11 protein-coding genes are annotated in these 17,915 nt (G+C 74.0%); 7 read left to right on the plus strand and 4 right to left on the minus strand.

The features are described 5' to 3' along the window. Positions 1-7 precede the first annotated feature (7 nt). From AC07DU_RS18440 to AC07DU_RS18450, 3 genes are all read right to left on the minus strand, one after another. A complete protein-coding gene (locus AC07DU_RS18440; protein WP_360890531.1) occupies positions 8-1,468 on the minus strand; it encodes a glutamate synthase subunit beta in 1,461 nt (486 codons plus the stop codon). Further along, positions 1,461-5,999: a glutamate synthase large subunit gene (gltB, locus tag AC07DU_RS18445; protein ID WP_479112407.1), complete on the minus strand. Its 4,539-nt coding sequence runs from the start codon at positions 5,997-5,999 to the stop codon at positions 1,461-1,463. The genes AC07DU_RS18440 and gltB overlap by 8 nt, the downstream gene beginning before the upstream one ends. A gap of 374 nt (positions 6,000-6,373) precedes the next feature. Further along, on the minus strand, positions 6,374-7,105 hold the full coding sequence (locus AC07DU_RS18450) for a VIT1/CCC1 transporter family protein (RefSeq protein ID WP_360890534.1): 732 nt from the start codon (positions 7,103-7,105) through the stop codon (positions 6,374-6,376). 248 nt (positions 7,106-7,353) lie between these two features. On the opposite strand from AC07DU_RS18450, the gene AC07DU_RS18455 reads away from it, so the two are divergent. The 7 genes from AC07DU_RS18455 to AC07DU_RS18485 all read left to right on the plus strand — a co-directional run bounded on the left by AC07DU_RS18455 (position 7,354) and on the right by AC07DU_RS18485 (position 16,425). Then, positions 7,354-8,340 (plus strand): ADP-ribosylglycohydrolase family protein, encoded by a 987-nt coding sequence (locus AC07DU_RS18455; protein ID WP_479032740.1) that lies wholly within the window; start codon positions 7,354-7,356, stop codon positions 8,338-8,340. Positions 8,341-9,551: 1,211 nt separating this feature from the next. Next, on the plus strand, positions 9,552-10,907 hold the full coding sequence (locus AC07DU_RS18460; RefSeq protein ID WP_479112409.1) for an ADP-ribosylglycohydrolase family protein: 1,356 nt from the start codon (positions 9,552-9,554) through the stop codon (positions 10,905-10,907). Continuing rightward, a complete protein-coding gene (locus AC07DU_RS18465; protein WP_479112323.1) occupies positions 10,904-12,049 on the plus strand; it encodes an ADP-ribosylglycohydrolase family protein in 1,146 nt (381 codons plus the stop codon). Before AC07DU_RS18460 ends, AC07DU_RS18465 begins: the two co-directional genes overlap by 4 nt. Further along, complete coding sequence (locus tag AC07DU_RS18470; protein WP_479112325.1) at positions 12,046-13,518, plus strand: ADP-ribosylglycohydrolase family protein; 1,473 nt, start codon at positions 12,046-12,048, stop codon at positions 13,516-13,518. The genes AC07DU_RS18465 and AC07DU_RS18470 overlap by 4 nt, the downstream gene beginning before the upstream one ends. After that, on the plus strand, positions 13,515-14,426 hold the full coding sequence (rbsK, locus tag AC07DU_RS18475; RefSeq protein WP_479112327.1) for a ribokinase: 912 nt from the start codon (positions 13,515-13,517) through the stop codon (positions 14,424-14,426). The genes AC07DU_RS18470 and rbsK overlap by 4 nt, the downstream gene beginning before the upstream one ends. Next, positions 14,423-15,616: a CaiB/BaiF CoA transferase family protein gene (locus tag AC07DU_RS18480; RefSeq protein WP_479112329.1), complete on the plus strand. Its 1,194-nt coding sequence runs from the start codon at positions 14,423-14,425 to the stop codon at positions 15,614-15,616. Before rbsK ends, AC07DU_RS18480 begins: the two co-directional genes overlap by 4 nt. Next, positions 15,613-16,425, plus strand: coding sequence for an HpcH/HpaI aldolase/citrate lyase family protein (locus AC07DU_RS18485; RefSeq protein WP_479032725.1), 813 nt, complete (start codon positions 15,613-15,615; stop codon positions 16,423-16,425). The genes AC07DU_RS18480 and AC07DU_RS18485 overlap by 4 nt, the downstream gene beginning before the upstream one ends. A gap of 436 nt (positions 16,426-16,861) precedes the next feature. Here the strand turns inward: AC07DU_RS18485 and lgt are convergent, their stop codons facing one another. Continuing rightward, positions 16,862-17,854 (minus strand): prolipoprotein diacylglyceryl transferase, encoded by a 993-nt coding sequence (lgt, locus tag AC07DU_RS18490; RefSeq protein WP_479112331.1) that lies wholly within the window; start codon positions 17,852-17,854, stop codon positions 16,862-16,864. Positions 17,855-17,915 lie beyond the last annotated feature (61 nt).

The following is a 17,915-nucleotide window of genomic DNA, read 5'->3' on the forward strand; positions in this document are numbered from 1 at the left end:
TGCCGGGTTACACCGTCAGCGAGCGGTCCGTCGGCTTGACGGGGTACGGGAGGGCGCTGCTGCCGGTGAGGAAGCGGTCCACGCCGCGGGCGGCCGAGCGGCCCTCCGCGATGGCCCAGACGATGAGCGACTGGCCGCGGCCCGCGTCGCCGGCGACGAAGACGCCGTCGACGTTGGTCGCGTAGGAGGCGTCGCGCTCGATGTTGCCGCGGGCGTCCAGCGCCAGGCCGAACTGCTGGACCAGGCCGTTCTCCTGGTCCGTGCCCGTGAAGCCCATCGCCAGGGTCACCAGCTGCGCCGGGAGGACGCGCTCGGTGCCGGGCTTCTGGACGAGCTTGCCGTCGACGAACTCGACCTCGACCAGGTGCAGCGCCTTGACGTTGCCGTTCTCGTCGCCCTCGAAGTGGGTGGTGGAGACGGAGTAGACCCGCTCGCCGCCCTCCTCGTGCGCCGAGGTGACCTTGTAGAGCATCGGGAAGGTCGGCCACGGCTGGTTGGCGTTGCGCTCCTCGCCCGGCTTCGGCATGATCTCCAGCTGCGTCACCGAGGCCGCGCCCTGACGGTGGGCGGTGCCCACGCAGTCCGCGCCGGTGTCGCCGCCGCCGATGACGACCACGTGCTTGCCCTCGGCCGTGATGGGGGGCGCCATGAAGTCGCCCTCCTGGACCTTGTTCGCGAGCGGCAGGTACTCCATCGCGAAGTGGATGCCGCCCAGCTCGCGGCCCGGGACCGGGAGGTCGCGGGAGACGGTCGCGCCCGCCGCGATGACCACCGCGTCGAACCGCTTGCGCAGGTCGGTGGCGGTGATGTCGCGGCCGACCTCGACACCCGTACGGAACTTGGTGCCCTCCGCGCGCATCTGCTCGATGCGGCGGTTGATGTGCACCTTCTCCATCTTGAACTCGGGGATGCCGTAGCGCAGCAGCCCGCCGACGCGGTCGGCGCGCTCGTACACCACGACGGTGTGCCCGGCCCGGGTCAGCTGCTGCGCCGCGGCCAGACCCGCCGGGCCGGAGCCGATGACGGCGGCCGTCTTGCCGGAGAGGCGCTCCGGCGGCTGCGGGGTGACGTTGCCGTTGTCCCACGCCTTGTCGATGATCGAGACTTCGACGTTCTTGATCGTGACGGCCGGCTGGTTGATGCCGAGGACGCACGCCGACTCGCACGGAGCGGGGCACAGCCGGCCCGTGAACTCGGGGAAGTTGTTCGTCGCGTGCAGACGCTCCGAGGCCGCGGTCCAGTCCTCGCGGTACGCGAAGTCGTTCCACTCGGGGATCAGGTTCCCCAGCGGGCACCCGTTGTGGCAGAACGGGATGCCGCAGTCCATGCAGCGGCCGGCCTGCTTGCTGATGATCGGGAGCAGCGAGCCCGGGACGTAGACCTCGTTCCAGTCCTTGAGGCGCTCAGCCACGGGACGGGAACAGGCGGTCTCGCGCGGGGTGGTGAGGAAGCCCTTCGGGTCAGCCATGGGTCGCCGCCTCCATCATCTTCTCCGTGGTCTCGGATTCCGAGAGTCCGGCGAGCTCAGCGGCGTCCTTGGCGGCGAGCACTGCCTTGTACGTGGTCGGGATGATCTTGCTGAAGCGGTCCGCCGCGACGGACCAGTCAGCCAGGAGCTTCGCGGCCACGGTCGAGCCGGTCTCCTCCTCGTGGCGGCGCACCACATCGTGCAGCCACTGCTTGTCGGCGTCGGACAGGGCCTCGACGGCGCCCGCGTTTCCGGCGTTGACGTTCTCCGCGGCGAGGTCGATGACGTACGCGACGCCGCCCGACATGCCCGCCGCGAAGTTGCGGCCCGTCTCACCGAGGACGACGGCCGTGCCGCCGGTCATGTACTCGCAGCCGTGGTCGCCCACGCCCTCCGAGACGACCAGGGCGCCGGAGTTGCGGACGCAGAAGCGCTCGCCGGTGCGGCCGCGCAGGAACATCTCGCCGCCGGTGGCTCCGTAGCCGATGGTGTTGCCGGCGATCGTGGAGTACTCGGCGAGGTGGTCGGCGGCGCGGTCCGGGCGGACCACGATCCGGCCACCGGAGAGGCCCTTGCCGACGTAGTCGTTGGCGTCGCCCTCCAGGCGCAGGGTGATGCCGCGCGGCACGAAGGCGCCGAAGGACTGGCCGGCGCTGCCGGTGAAGGTCAGGTCGATGGTGTCGTCGGGCAGGCCCGCGCCACCGAACTTCTTGGTGACGTGGTGGCCGAGCATGGTGCCGACGGTCCGGTTGATGTTGCGGATCGCGACCTGGGCGCGGACCGGCTGGGCCGCCTCGGCGGACTCGGCGTTCAGCGCGTCGGCGGCGAGCTCGATGAGCTCGTTGTCGAGTGCCTTCTCCAGACCGTGGTCCTGCTCGATCAGGGCGTGGCGCACCGCGCCCTCGGGCAGCTCCGGCACGTAGAAGAGGGGCTCCAGGTCGAGGCCCTGCGCCTTCCAGTGCGTGACCGCCTGCGTCGTGTCGAGCAGTTCGGCGTGGCCGACGGCCTCCTCGATCGTACGGAAGCCCAGCTCGGCGAGGAGCTCGCGCACCTCCTCCGCGATGAACTCGAAGAAGTTGACGACGAACTCGGGCTTGCCGGAGAAACGGTCCCGCAGGACCGGGTTCTGCGTGGCGATGCCGACCGGGCACGTGTCCAGGTGGCAGACGCGCATCATGACGCAGCCGGACACGACGAGCGGTGCGGTCGCGAAACCGAACTCCTCGGCGCCGAGCAGCGCGGCGATGATCACGTCGCGGCCGGTCTTGAGCTGGCCGTCCGTCTGGACGACGATCCGGTCGCGCAGCCCGTTGAGCAGCAGCGTCTGCTGGGTCTCGGCGAGGCCGAGCTCCCAGGGACCGCCCGCGTGCTTCAGCGAGGTGAGCGGGGAGGCGCCCGTTCCGCCGTCGTGGCCGGAGATGAGGACGACGTCCGCGTGGGCCTTGGAGACACCCGCGGCGACCGTACCCACGCCGACCTCGGAGACCAGCTTCACGTGGATGCGGGCGGCCGGGTTGGCGTTCTTGAGGTCGTGGATCAGCTGAGCCAGGTCCTCGATGGAGTAGATGTCGTGGTGCGGCGGCGGGGAGATGAGACCGACGCCCGGGGTGGAGTGCCGGGTCTTGGCGACCCACGGGTAGACCTTGTGGCCGGGCAGCTGGCCGCCCTCGCCGGGCTTGGCACCCTGCGCCATCTTGATCTGGATGTCGTCCGCGTTGACCAGGTACTCCGAGGTGACGCCGAAGCGGCCGGAGGCGACCTGCTTGATCGACGAACGCCGCTGCGGGTCGTACAGACGGTCCGGGTCCTCGCCGCCCTCACCGGTGTTGGACTTGGCGCCCAGCTGGTTCATCGCGATGGCGAGGGTCTCGTGCGCCTCCTTGGAGATGGAGCCGTACGACATGGCGCCGGTGGAGAAGCGCTTGACGATGTCGGCGACCGGCTCGACCTCGTCGATGGAGATCGACGGACGGTCGCTCTTGAAGCCGAAGAGCCCGCGGAGCGTCATCAGGCGCTCGGACTGCTCGTTCACCCGGGCCGTGTACTGCTTGAAGATGTCGTACCGGCGGCCGCGCGTCGCGTGCTGGAGACGGAAGACGGTCTCCGGGTCGAACAGGTGCGGCTCGCCCTCACGGCGCCACTGGTACTCGCCGCCGATCTCCAGCGCGCGGTGCGTGGCCGCGATGCCGGAGACCGGGTACGCCTTGGCGTGGCGCGCGGCCACCTCCTTGGCGATGACGTCCAGGCCGGCGCCGCCGATCTTGGTGGCGGTGCCGTTGAAGTAGGTCTCGACGAACTCCTCGTTGAGGCCGACGGCCTCGAAGACCTGGGCGCCGCGGTAGGAGGCGACGGTGGAGATGCCCATCTTGGACATGACCTTCAGGACGCCCTTGCCGAGCGCGTAGATCAGGTTCTTGATGGCCTGCTCCGGCTCCAGGCCGGACAGGAAGGTACCGGCGCGCAGCAGGTCCTCGACGGACTCCATGGCGAGGTACGGGTTGACCGCGGCGGCGCCGTAGCCGATGAGCAGCGCGACGTGGTGGACCTCGCGGACGTCACCGGCCTCGACCAGCAGGCCCACCTGGGTGCGCTGCTTGGTGGCGATGAGGTGGTGGTGCACGGCGGACGTGAGCAGCAGCGACGGGATGGGCGCGTGCTCGGCGTCCGAGTGGCGGTCCGAGAGGACGATCAGGCGGGCGCCGTTGGCGATGGCCGCGTCGGCCTCGGCCCGGATCTCCTCGATCCGCGCGGCCAGCGCCTCGCCGCCGCCGGAGACCCGGTAGAGGCCGGAGAGCGTGGCGGCCTTCATGCCCGGCATGTCGCCGTCGGCGTTGATGTGGATGAGCTTGGCCAGCTCGTCGTTGTCGATCACCGGGAAGGGCAGGGTGACGCTGCGGCAGGACGCGGCGGTCGACTCCAGCAGGTTGCCCTGCGGGCCGAGCGAGGACAGCAGCGAGGTGACGAGCTCCTCGCGGATGGCGTCCAGCGGCGGGTTGGTGACCTGCGCGAACAGCTGGGTGAAGTAGTCGAAGAGCAGCCGGGGGCGCTCGGACAGGGCCGCGATCGGGGAGTCCGTACCCATGGAGCCGAGCGGCTCGCCGCCCGTACGGGCCATCGGCGCGAGGATGACGCGCAGCTCTTCCTCGGTGTAGCCGAAGGTCTGCTGGCGGCGGGTGACCGAGGCGTGGGTGTGCACGATGTGCTCGCGCTCGGGCAGGTCCGACAGCTCGATCTCGCCGGTCTCCAGCCACTGCGCGTACGGCGCGGCGGCGGCCAGCTCGTTCTTGATCTCGTCGTCCTCGATGATCCGCTTCTGGGCGGTGTCGACGAGGAACATCTTGCCGGGCTGCAGGCGGCCCTTGCGGACGACCTTGGCCGGGTCGATGTCGAGCACGCCGACCTCGGAGCCGAGGACGACGAGGCCGTCGTCGGTGACCCAGTAGCGGCCGGGGCGCAGACCGTTGCGGTCGAGGACCGCGCCGACCTGGGTGCCGTCGGTGAAGGTGACGCAGGCGGGGCCGTCCCACGGCTCCATCTGCGTGGAGTGGTACTTGTAGAAGGCGCGGCGGGCCGGGTCCATCGAGGTGTGGTTCTCCCACGCCTCGGGGATCATCATCAGCACGCTGTGCGGGAGCGAGCGGCCGCCGAGGTGGAGCAGCTCCAGGACCTCGTCGAAGGAGGCCGAGTCGGAGGCGTCCGGGGTGCAGATCGGGAAGATCCGGTCCAGCACGCCGTCTCCGAAGGCGTCGGACGCCAGCTGGGACTCGCGGGCCTTCATCCAGTTGCGGTTGCCCTTGACCGTGTTGATCTCGCCGTTGTGCGCGACGAAGCGGTACGGGTGGGCGAGCGGCCACGACGGGAAGGTGTTCGTGGAGAACCGGGAGTGGACCAGGGCGAGCGTCGACGCGAAGCGACGGTCGGAGAGGTCCGGGAAGAAGGGCTCCAGCTGGCCGGTGGTCAGCATGCCCTTGTAGACGAGGGTGCGGGCGGAGAGCGACGGGAAGTACACGCCGGCCTCGCGCTCGGCGCGCTTGCGCAGCACGAAGGCCTTGCGGTCCAGCTCGATGCCCGTGCTGCCATTGCTGACGAACAGCTGGGAGAAGGCCGGCATGGTGGCGCGGGCGCCGTTGCCGAGCAGGTCCGGCGTCACCGGGACCTCGCGCCAGCCGAGGACCGTCAGGTTCTCCTCGGCGGCGATGGCCTCGATCTGCTCCACGGCGACGGCCTGTGCGGTGCCGTCGGCGGGGAGGAAGGCGATGCCGACGGCGTACGCGCCGGCCTCGGGGAGGTCGAACCCGGCGACCTCGCGCAGGAACGCGTCCGGCACCTGGGAGAGGATTCCGGCGCCGTCGCCCGAGTCCGGCTCCGAGCCGGTCGCGCCGCGGTGCTCGAGGTTCCGCAATACGGTCACTGCCTGCTCAACGAGGGTGTGGGTGGCCTCGCCGGTGAGGTTCGCCACGAATCCGACGCCACAGGCGTCCTTCTCGTTGCGCGGGTCGTACATGCCCTGCTGGGCGGGGCGACCGTCCATGGGCGACCAGGCGGTGGTGCTGGGGCCGGTCGCGGAGTGCGTGGATGCGGAACGCATCGGCTCTCCCGTCGTCGTCGTGGCATATGTGCATAGCCGAGGGACGACGTTGGCCCTCTGCGAAATTTCGTGCAGATTACATGATGGCGACTATCCCGAGAAGTGGATATGCCATTCCAGCATGCGGACACTGCACGAGGCAGGAAAAGGGGACTTCCGCGGCGCTTTCCGGACACACTGCGAGGCGAAGGTCCCGGGTGCAGGGCGGGCATCATTGCCCGGAGCCCTGGTGTGATGCCCGGCGGACACGAGGTCGAAACCGCCAGGTAATGAACTACTTATGTTGCGTACTGCATAGTGTCTCACTCCAGGCCCGGTCAGCCTATGGCTGCGCCGATCCAGGTTCCCAGGATGTACGTCACACCGGCGGCCGCGCCACCCAGTACGAGCTGGCGCGTCCCGCTGTACCACCAGGACCGGGCGGTGACCCGCGAGACGACCGCGCCGCAGGCGAAGAGCCCGGCCAGCGCGAGCAGCACGGCGGGCCACAGGGCCGCCGCACCGAGCAGGTAGGGCAGGACGGGGAGCAGCGCGCCCAGCGCGAAGGAGCCGAACGAGGAGACCGCGGCGACCAGCGGGGAGGGCAGGTCCTCGGGGTCGATCCCGAGCTCCTCGCGGGCGTGGATCTCCAGGGCCTGCTCGGGGTCGCGGGACAGCTGCACGGCGACCTGGCGGGCGAGGGCCGGCTCGACGCCGCGCGAGACGTAGAGCGCGGCCAGCTCCTCCATCTCGTCCACGGGGTGCTTGCGCAACTGCTGGCGCTCCACGTCCAGCTCCGCGAGGACGAGCTCGCGCTGCGAGGCGACCGAGGTGTACTCGCCGGCCGCCATCGAGAACGCGCCGGCCGCGAGGCCCGCCAGCCCGGTGACGACCACGACCTGCGGAGCGACCGCGCCGCCGGCCACGCCGGTCATGAGGGCGAGGTTGGAGACGAGTCCGTCCATGGCACCGAAGACGGCCGGCCGCAGCCACCCGCCGTTGACGTCGCGGTGGGTGTGGTTGTCACGGTGTGCGGTGTGCAGCGGTGCTTCGACATCGATGATGGACATGCGTCTTTTCTCCCCATTCGCGCCAACGGCAGGCCGTGAGGTGCGTCGCGCCCCCTGAACACCTCGAAAGTACGCACGATTTCTGCCGCCCGCCAGCAAGGAAGGCCGTACTTACCTGCTGTTTTGCCGGTCGGCGACCGGGTGACGGCGGTGCGCGCGGGGTGTTTCGCGGTGAGCGACAAACCACATGCCATGGCACAAATCCCCCAAGGGCTCATCATGAGTCCCATCAAGTGGAGAGGCGCGCCATGGAGCTGATTGCATGCAATCCGCAGGTCCTCCTCGAACGGGCCAGGGGCGCTCTTCTGGGGCTCGCGGTGGGCGACGCGCTCGGCGCCCCCGCGGAGAACATGAAGCCGTCTCAGATCCGGGCGAAGTGGGGCCGCATCGAAGGCTTCGTCTCGCAGGACCCGGCGGGCACGGACGACACCGAGTACGCGATCTTCTCGGGGCTGCTGCTGGCCCGCCACGGCTCGGCCCTCACGGTCTCCCACGTGGAGCGGGCCTGGCACCACTGGATCGCGGACCTCGACGAGGGCCCGTTCCGCGGCGCCGGCTTCTCGGAGCGCGGCACGCTGGAGAACCTCCGCCGCGGCCTGGCGGCCCCCATCTCCGCCCAGCACCGGCACGCGTGGTCGGACGGCCTCGCCATGCGGGCGGCGCCGTTCGGCGTCTTCGCGGCGGGCCGGCCCGCGGAGGCGGCCCGGCTGGTGGCCATCGACGGCACGGTCAGCCACGAGGGCGAGGGCATCTACGGCGGCCAGGCGGTGGCCGCCGGTGTCGCCGCCGCGATGGCCGGCGGCTCCCCCGCCTCGGTCGTCTCGGCGGCCCTCTCCGTCATCCCGTCCGACTCCTGGACGGCCCGCTCCCTGCGCCGGGCGGTCACCGCCGCGCCGCGCGGCGAGCGGGCGGTGCGCTCGGCGGTGGTCATCGGCGGCTACCCGTGGACGGACCTGGCGCCCGAGGCGGTGGGCCTGGCCTTCGGCGCGTTCGCGGCGTGCCGGGGCGACTTCCCCTCCTCGGTCCTGACCGCGGTCAACATGGGCCGCGACGCGGACACCACCGCGGCGGTGGCGGGCGCCCTGGCCGGGGCGCTGTCGGGCGCGGCCGCGATCCCGGAGGCCTGGTCCTCGGTCATCGGCCCGGTCCGCGGCAGCTGCCTCCCCTCGATGCGGGGCTACCACGTCCTGGACATCGCGGACCTCCTCACCCCGGAATACGAGGCTCCCCGATGACCCCACCGGACCCCTCACCCCCGCCAGGCCCCGCACTCACGACACCCCCGGCACCCCCGGCGGAGGAAACAGCCCCGGCGAACCGAGCGCCCGCAGCGACCCCGGCGGACATCGCAGCCCCGGCGGTCCCGGAGGATTCCACATCCCCAGCAGACCTGACGGCCCCCGCCCGCCCGGCACCCCCGGCAGACCGAGTGGCCGCCACGGGCCCGCCGCCCCAGACGAGCCTGGTGGGCCCGGCGACGCAGACGGGTCCGCAGGATGCGGCACCCCAGGTAGACCGCACGGCCCCGGCAGGCCGGGCGCCCCAGGGGGACCCGGCGAGCTCGGCGTCTCCCACGGCCCCGGCTGGCCAGGTGACCGCGACGGGCCCGGCTGACTCCGCAGCCCCGGCGCACCTGACGGCCCCCGCCCGCCCGGCGCCCCAGGCGAGCCTGGCGGGCACGGCAGCCACGGCCGCCACGGGCCCGGCGCGCCAGGCAAGCCTGGCGAGCCCGGCGACGCCGACGGGTCCGCGGGACGCGGCACCCCAGGCGGACCGGACGGCCCCGGCAGGCCGGGGGACCGCGACGCGCTCGGCTGACTTCGCAGCCCCGGCGGACCCCGCAGCCCCAGCAGACCCGGCGGCCCCCGCCCGCCCGGCGCCCCAGGCGAGCCTGGTGGGCCCGGCGACGCAGACGGGTCCGCAGGATGCGGCACCCCAGGTAGACCGCACGGCCCCGGCAGGCCAGGCGCCCCAGGGGGACCCGGCGAGCCCGGCTGACTCCGCAGCCCCGGCGGACCCCGCAGCCCCAGCAGACCCGGCGGCCCCCGCCCGCCCGGCGCCCCAGGCGAGCCTGGTGGGCCCGGCGGAGTTCGGGGAGGCCGCTGCTCCGGGCTGGGTGGTAGTCGCCCGACCGGGCGCGGCGGTCGGTCGAGAGCGCCGGGACCGGGACCCCGTGGCGGAGGGCCTGCGCCTCGACCCGACGGCACCGTCAGGCGACGACCGGCCGCCGCGCCCGGTGCAGCCGGAGCACCGGCCCCGGCCCGCCGCGGCGCCGGCCACCCTCACGGCCCCGCCGGAACACTGGGGCGCGCCCGCCCTGCCGGCCCCGCCGGAACACTGGGGCGCGCCCGCCCTGCCGGCCCCGCCGGAACGGCCGGGCGACGGGCAGCCGGCCCGCGCGGCCGCGCCTGGGGGACGCGGTCCCGAGGCCCGGCCACGCGCAGCACTGGCCGCGCTCCCCGCGGGCTCGCCCGCGCAGGGCGAACGGGGAGCAGCGGGCCGCCCCGCACCGCAAGGCGGCGGCGTGCCGGAAACGGCCCCCGCGGCCGCCATCGGGCTCCGGGCCGTCGTCCGTAGCCCGGCGTCCTCCCCCGGCGCGGCCGAAGACACCGCACGCGCGCAGACCCGTACGGCCTCGGCCACGGCCTCGGCCGGGGAGCGCCGGATCGAGGGCCTCCTGCTCGGGCTCGCCGCAGGCGACGCGGCCGGGTGGCCCGCCGCGCGCCACCGCGCCAGCCGGATGCCCGAGTGGACCCGCCGCCTCACCCGCGAGCTCGACACCTTCGCCGAGCAGAACGCCACCACCACCCTCCCCGTCCCCATCGCCCTCAACCAGCCCCCCGAACCGCTGCGCCTCGGCCCCTCCGACGACGCCGAGTGGGCGGCCTTCGTCGCCGAGTCCGTCCTCACCGCCGCCGGCGCCCTGCTCTCCGACCTCAGTCGGTCGAGACGCATGCGCGCCGCCATCGACCTCGCGTGGAACGCCCTGGCCTCCGAGGTCGCCGCGGCAGCGGAACGCGCGCCCGAGGTCGAGTCCGCCGTGCTTCCCCTGCGCGCCCGGATCTCCGTCCGCGCCGGCCTCGGCAACCTCGCCGCCGGCCTGCGCCCGCCCGCCACCGGCCACGACAACCCGCACTACTTCGACGACGCAGCCTGCATCCGCGCCTGCGTCCTCGCCGTCGTCCACCCCGGCGACGCCCGCGCGGCGGCCGACCTCGCCGAGTTCGACGCCCGCTACACCCAGGACGGCGACGGCGTCCACGGCGCACGCGCCATGGCCGCCGCCGTCGCGACCGCCCTCACCACCACGGACGTCGACGCCTGCGTCGACGCCTGCGTCGACGCCGCCCTCGCCCAGCTCCCCGGGACCACCGAGATCGGCCGCAACGCCCGCCACGCCGTCACCCTCGCCCGTACGCACACCGACGGCGGCGCCTTCGCCATCGTCCCCACCCTCGAACACGAGATCGTGGACCACGTCTACAGCTACGGGATCGCCGCCGCCGAGACCGTCCCCGTGGCCCTCGCCCTCGCGACCGCCGCCCGCGGCAGAGTGACCGAGGCCGTCCCGGCCGCCGCCTGCCTGTCGCGCGTCGCGGACTCCGCCCCCGCCCTGGCCGGCGCGCTGACCGGCGCGCTGACCGGCGGCGGCTCGATCCCCGCCGCCTGGCGCGAAGCCTGCCGCACCCTCTCCGGCTGCGCCCTGCCCCGTCTCGCCGGCACCGACCTCGTGGAACTCGCCGCGCTCCTCGCGCGTACGGAACTCACCTCACCCACACCCCAGGGGATGATTCGGACATGACGCTCACGTTGGAGGACCGGGCCACCGGCGCTCTCGTCGGGGCCGCCGTCGGCGACGCGCTCGGCGGCCCGGTGGAGGGCTGGACCCCGGACCAGATCGTGGAACGGCACGGCGGCCGCATCCACGGCATCGTCGGCCCGTGGTACGAGAACTGGCGCACGGCCCGCCCCATCGCCCCGTACCACAAGGGCGACGGACACGTGACGGACGACACCTTGATGACGCACGCGCTGGTACGCGTCTACGAGGCCGTACGGGACCACCTCGACGCCTACGCGATCGCCGAGCACCTGGTCCCGGACCTCATGTCCGTCCCCCGCTGGATCCCCGAACTGGAGGCGGACGCCCTGCCGTTGCAGCGGATCTTCCTGGCCGAGAAGTGGATCGTCACCCGCCTGCACTACGCGCACGCCGACCCGCGCGAGGCGGGCACCGGCAACATCGTCAACTGCGGTGCGGCGATGTACATGGCGCCGGTGGGCATCGCCAACGCGGGCCATCCGGAAGGGGCTTACCGGGAGGCTCTGGACATCGCCGGCGCGCACCAGTCCTCGTACGGGCGGGAGGCCGCTGGTGTGTTCGCGGCGGCGGTCGCGGCGGCCTGCGCGCCGGGGGCGACGGCCGCCTCCGTCGTGGACACGGCCCTGTCCCTGGCGAAGGACGGCACCCGGCCGGCCATCGCCGCCGTCACGGAAGTCGCCTCCCGCCACCGGGACTTCGAGTCGGCCCTGGCTCCCCTCCGGGCGGCGGTGGCCCCGTACGACTCGGTCGGCCCGGACTACCGCAACCCCTCGCTCGGCGCCCGCCGCCCCTCCCGTCTGCACTCCATCGAGGAGCTCCCGATCGCCCTCGGCATGCTGCTGATCGCGGACGGGGCGTACGAGACCTCCGTGCTCGGCGCGGTCAACTACGGCCGGGACTGCGACTCCATCGCCACCATGGCGGGGGCGATCGCCGGAGCCCTGGGCGGCGAAGCCGCGATCCCCGCCGCCTGGGCGAAGCAGGTGGCCGAGGCCAGCCGCCTCGACCTGCACGCCCCGGCCGCGTCGATGGCCGCCGTGGCCCGCGAGATCTTCGCCCTCGACCAGTCCCGCCACCGCTCCCACGCGTCGGCCTTCACCACCCTCACGGCCCCCCGATGACCCCACCCCGCCCCCTCCCCGCCCCGGAGCACGTGCGGCTCACCTGGGCGCAGCCCGAGGACCTGATCGGCCACGAGCTGCGCCAGGCGGCCGAGGACGGGCGGGACCTGGAGCCCGCCCGGCGCGCCTGGCTGGCTGCGGGCGGCCACCCCGCCCCCGCCCGCGCCGGGGCCTCCCCCGTCCCGGCCCCGCCGGAGCTGCATGCGCTGGCCTCGCGCCTGTTGGACGAGCTCGCGCAGCTCCCCTCCCCGCTCTCCACCGACGAACCGGACTCCTGGGAGTCCATCCGCGCCACCTGGCCCGCCGTGGCACCGACCGGACCGCAATCCGGGGCCGCGACCCCGCTGCAGCCCGAGGGAGGCCCGGGGGCACACCCCCGGCCCGCCCCGGCCCCCGGCCGCAGCCCCCACCTCGCGACCCGGCTGGAGGCCGCCTGGGTCGGGAGGGCCGTCGGGTGTCTGCTCGGCAAGCCCGTCGAGAAGCTGCCCCTGCACGCCATCCGCACCCTCGCCCGCGCCGCGGGCAACTGGCCGATCCGCGACTGGTTCACCGCCCGCGGCGTCCCGCCGGAGATCCTGGCCGCGCACCCCTGGAACCGCCGTTCCGCCTCCACCTCCCTCGCCGAGAACATCGACGGCATGCCCGAGGACGACGACCTCAACTACCCCCTGCTCGGGCTGCTCCTGCTCCAGCGGCACGGCAAGGGCTTCACCACCGCCGACGTGGCCCGCCTCTGGCTCGACGAGCTGCCGGCCGGGCGGACCTTCACCGCCGAGCGCATCGCGTACCGCAATCTGCTCCTCGGGCTGGAGCCGCCCGCCACCGCCACCCACCGCAACCCCTTCCGCGAGTGGATCGGCGCCCTCATCCGCGCCGACGTCCACGGCTGGACCAACCCCGGCGACCCGGCCGCCGCCGCCGCGCAGGCCTACCGGGACTCCGCCCTGACGCACACCCGCAACGGCGTCTACGCCGCCCTGTTCGTCGCCGCCGCCACCGCCACCGCCGCCACCGGCCACGCCGACGTCCACACCGCGCTGCGGGCCGCACTGGACGTCGTACCGCCCCGCTCCCGCCTCGCCGAGGCCGTCCGGTTCGCCCTCGCCACCGCCCACGAGCTCCGCCACGCCGACTTCGACCTCGTCGTCGACCGGCTGCACGCCCGCTACGGGCACTACCACTGGGTCCACGCCGTCCCCAACACCGCCCTGATCACCGCCGCCCTCACCCACGCCGACGGCGACTTCACGCACTCCGTCTGCCGCGCCGTGTCCGGCGGCTGGGACACCGACTCCAACGGAGCCACCGCCGGCGCCCTCGCCGGACTGATCGCCGGCTCACCGCAGGGCATCCCGGACCGCTGGAGCGCCCCGCTCAAGAACCGCCTCGCCACCACCGTCCCCGGCTTCGACGGCATCGGCTTCGACACCCTCGCCCACCTCACCGCACAGGAGGCAGCACGCTCATGACGGCCATCGCCGTGCTCGGCAGTACGAACATGGACCTCGTCGCCTACGTCCCCAAGGCCCCCCGCCTCGGGGAGACCGTCACCGGCCGCGCCTTCCGCACGGTCCCCGGCGGCAAGGGCGCCAACCAGGCCGTGGCCGCCGCCCGCTGCGGCGGGGAGGTGATGATGATCGGCGCGGTCGGGGCCGACGAGTTCGGCGTACGGCTGCGCTCCGCGCTCACCGCGGCCGGCGTCGATGCGGCGGCCCTGCGCACCGTCGAGGGCGCCAGCGGCACCGCCCACATCACCGTGGACGACGAGGGCGGCAACAGCATCATCGTCATCCCCGGCGCCAACGCCCACGTCACCGGCCTGGAGGCGGGCGACGAGGCCCGCATCGCCGCCGCCGGCACCCTCCTCCTCCAGCTCGAACTGCCCCTGCCCGCCGTCCTCGCCGGCGCCCGCGCAGCCCGCGCGCACCGGGTCCGTACGGTGCTCACCCCGGCCCCCGTGCAGCCGCTGCCGGCCGAACTCCTCGCCGCCGTCGACCTCCTGGTCCCCAACGAGCACGAGGCGGCCGCCCTCACCGGCCTCACCGACCCCCATCAGGCCGCGGCGGCCCTGCTGAACGACGTGCCCGAAGTGGTGATCACCCTCGGCGCGGCCGGAGCGCTGTACGCGGCGCGCGGCCGGGAGCCGCTCACCGTGCCCGCGCCCCGGGTCCGGGCCGTGGACACCACCGCCGCCGGGGACACCTTCGTCGGCGCCCTCGCCGTGGCCCTGGGCGAGGGCCGGCCGATGCCGCAAGCGCTGCGCTGGGCCTCGGCGGCGGCCGCGCTCTCCGTCCAGCGCCCGGGCGCCCAGGACTCGATGCCGACCCGCGCGGAGACCGACTCCTTCGCCGCGGCGCAGTCCGGGGCCGGCTCGTGACCACCAGCGGGCCGCTGGAGGGGCTCCGCGTCCTGGACCTCGCCACCCTGTTCGCGGGGCCGCTCGCCGCCACCCTCCTGGGGGATTTCGGAGCCGACGTCGTCAAGGTCGAGCACCCCGGCATCCCCGATCCGTCCCGCGGCCACGGCCCCGCCAAGGACGGCGTCGGCCTGTGGTGGAAGCTGCTCGGCCGCAACAAGCGGACGATGACCCTCAACCTGTCCACCCCGGGCGGTCGGGACACCCTTCTGCGCCTCGCCGCCACCGCCGACGTGGTCATCGAGAACTTCCGCCCCGGCACCCTGGAGCGGTGGGGTCTGGGCTGGCCCGAGCTGTCCGCCGCGAACCCGCGGCTGGTCCTGGCCCGTGTCACGGCCTTCGGCCAGCAGGGGCCGTACGCCCACCGCCCGGGCTTCGGCACCCTCGCCGAGGCGATGAGCGGTTTCGCCGCGATCACCGGGGAACCGGACGGGCCGCCGACCCTGCCGCCCTTCGGGCTCGCGGACTCCATCGCCGCGCTGACCACCGCGTACGCCGTGATGACCGCCCTCGCGGGCCGCGACCGCACCGGGCACGGGCAGGTCGTCGACCTGGCGATCATCGAGCCGATCCTCACCGTGCTGGGCCCGCACCCGCTCTGGTACGACCAGCTGGGCTACGTCCAGCCCCGCACCGGCAACCGCTCCGCCAACAACGCCCCCCGCAACACCTACCGCAGCGCGGACGGGCGCTGGCTGGCGGTCTCCACCTCGGCCCAGTCCGTCGCGGAGCGGGTCCTGCGGCTGGTCGGCCGGCCGGAGCTGATCGCCGAGCCGTGGTTCGCGACCGGCTCCGGCCGGGCCGCCCACGCGCCCCTCCTGGACGAGGCGGTCGGCGGCTGGATCGCCCGGCACAAGGCCGAGGACGTGATCGCCGCCTTCGAGGACGCCGAGGCGGCCGTCGCGCAGGTCTACGACATCCGGGACGTGATGGCCGATCCCCAGTTCGCGGCCCTGGACACGCTCACCGAGGTCGAGGACCCGGAGCTCGGCCCGCTGCGGATGCAGAACATCCTCTTCCGGCTGTCCGAGACCCCCGGCGGGATCCGCTGGGCCGGCCGCCCGCACGGCGCGGACACCGAGGAGGTACTGGCCGAGCTCGGGCTGACCGGAGCCGAGATCTCCGCGCTGCGCAGGGAGGGCGCGCTGTGATCCTGACCTGGCTGTACGCCCCCGGCGACCGGCCGGACGTGGTCGCCAAGGCCCTGCGCTGCGGGGCGGACGCCGTCATCGTGGACCTGGAGGACGCGGTCCCGGCCTCCCGCAAGGAGTACGCCCGCGCCGCCACGGCCGAACTGCTCGACGAGCGGCCCCCGGTCCCCGTCCACGTCCGCGTCAACGCCTTCGACTCCCCCTGGGGCGGCGCCGACCTCGGCGCCCTCGCCGGGCTCCGGGGCCTGGCGGGGCTGCGGCTGCCCAAGATCAGCGCCCCCGAACAGGTCACCGCGGTCGCGCTCCGCACCGGCGGGGTGAGCCTGCACGCCCTGCTGGAATCGGCGCTGGGCGTGGAGCGCGCGTACGAGATCGCCCGCGCGCACCCCGCTCTGCGCGGGCTCTCCCTCGGCGAGGCGGACCTGCGGGCCGACCTGGCGGTGAGCGCGGAGGCGGGCCTGGACTGGTGCCGCTCCCGGGTGGTGGTGGCTGCCCGCGCGGCGGGGCTGGCGCCCCCCGCGCAGTCCGTCTTCCCGGACATCCGGGACGTGGAGGCGCTGGCGGTGTCCTGCGAGCGCGGCCGGTCCCTGGGCTTCCTCGGCCGCGCGGCGATCCACCCGCGCCAGCTCCCGGTGATCGAACGGGCCTATCTCCCGGCGCCGGAGGAGGTCAGCGCCGCCGTGGAGGTCCTGAACGCGGCCCGCGCCACGCCGGGGGCGCTGGCGCTCCCCGACGGCCGCTTCGTGGACCCGGCGGTGGTGGCGGCGGCCCACCGCACCCTTGCGCTCGCCGCGCGCGTGGCCCGTTGAATCCCGGGTGCGGCCCGGTGGCCGCGCCTCAATCGCCGGCGGGGCTGGTGGGTGTCCCCTGGCGGGACCGGAGTGCGGGGTGGGGGCACGGGGCCGCCGGGGGGTGTCTCCTCGGCTTGCGAACCTTGGCAGGATCCGAAGTGCGGGGGGTTTGGTTCGCCGCGCCTGCGGGGACACCCCCCGCCGTCCCCGCACCCCCACCCGGGCCGATCCACGCAGGGACCGCGGGGCGGGGACACTGCGGGGGCTCCCCGCAGGCGCGGCGAACCAACCACCCCGCCACTTCTCGATCCCGCCCGGGTTCGCAAGCCGAGGAGAGCCCCCGCAGGGGCACCGCCCCACCTCGAAGCCAGCCCCCTGGCCGGTCAGGCCGCACAGACCCAGCCCCGCCGGCGATTGAGGCGCGGGCACCGGGCCGCACCCGGAAAACGTACGGTCAGCGCCCGCTCTCGCCGCTGGGCACGTCCTTCGTCAGAACGGTCGCCTTCACGGGAGCCCCGTCGGCCGGAGCCGAAGCCTCGTCACCGGAGGCAGGCGCGTCGGCGGGAGCCGAAGCCTCGTCGCCGGAGGCAGCCGCGTCGGCCGGAGCCGAACCCTCACCGCCCTCACCGCCGGAGGCATCCGGTTCCACGCCCGTCTCCCGGCCCGGCCGCAGCTTCGCCGACAGGACCAGGTAGACCACGGCCAGCACGAAGACCACGATCGAGGTCCACACGTTCAGGCGCAGGCCGAGGACATGGTGCGCCTCGTCGACCCGCATGTACTCGATCCAGCTGCGGCCGACGCAGTACGCGGCGACGTACAGGGCGAACGCCCGCCCGTGGCCGAGCTTGAAGCGGCGGTCGGCCCAGATCACGAGCAGCGCGACGCCGATGCACCACAGCGACTCGTACAGGAAGGTCGGGTGGTAGGTGCCCGCGTCCCGGTTGGGGCCGGCGCTGATCTCCACCGCCCACGGCAGGTCGGTGGCCCGGCCGTACAGCTCCTGGTTGAACCAGTTGCCCCAGCGGCCGCAGGCCTGGGCCAGCGCGATGCCGGGGGCCAGGGCGTCCGCCCAGGCCGGCAGCGGGATGCCGCGCAGGCGGCAGCCGATCCAGGCGCCCACGGCGCCCAGCGCGATGGCGCCCCAGATACCGAGGCCGCCTTCCCAGATCTTGAAGGCGTCGACCCAGTCGCGGCCCTCGCCGAAGTAGAGCTGGTAGTCGGTGATCACGTGATAGAGGCGACCGCCGACCAGGCCGAACGGCACCGCCCACACGGCGATGTCCGCGACCGTGCCCGGCTTTCCGCCGCGAGCGATCCAGCGCCGGTTGCCGAGCCAGACGGCGACGAAGACGCCGATGATGATGCAGAACGCGTAGCCGCGGAGCGGGATCGGTCCGAGATGGATCACGCCGGTCGACGGACTGGGGATGTAAGCAATGTCCATGGCAGACATGACGCTACCCTGCCGGGCGGTGCGGACCGCAACCCGCCCGGCAAGACGAAAC

Source organism: Streptomyces sp. NPDC045695 (assembly GCF_056432025.1).

Coding starts and splice junctions, on each gene's coding strand:
- AC07DU_RS18440 (WP_360890531.1), bottom strand. CDS start 1,468: ATGGCTGACCCGAAGGGCTTCCTCACCACCCCGCGCGAGACCGCCTGT.
- gltB (WP_479112407.1), bottom strand. CDS start 5,999: ATGGACGGTCGCCCCGCCCAGCAGGGCATGTACGACCCGCGCAACGAG.
- AC07DU_RS18450 (WP_360890534.1), bottom strand. CDS start 7,105: ATGTCCATCATCGATGTCGAAGCACCGCTGCACACCGCACACCGTGAC.
- AC07DU_RS18455 (WP_479032740.1), top strand. CDS start 7,354: ATGGAGCTGATTGCATGCAATCCGCAGGTCCTCCTCGAACGGGCCAGG.
- AC07DU_RS18465 (WP_479112323.1), top strand. CDS start 10,904: ATGACGCTCACGTTGGAGGACCGGGCCACCGGCGCTCTCGTCGGGGCC.
- AC07DU_RS18470 (WP_479112325.1), top strand. CDS start 12,046: ATGACCCCACCCCGCCCCCTCCCCGCCCCGGAGCACGTGCGGCTCACC.
- rbsK (WP_479112327.1), top strand. CDS start 13,515: ATGACGGCCATCGCCGTGCTCGGCAGTACGAACATGGACCTCGTCGCC.
- lgt (WP_479112331.1), bottom strand. CDS start 17,854: ATGGACATTGCTTACATCCCCAGTCCGTCGACCGGCGTGATCCATCTC.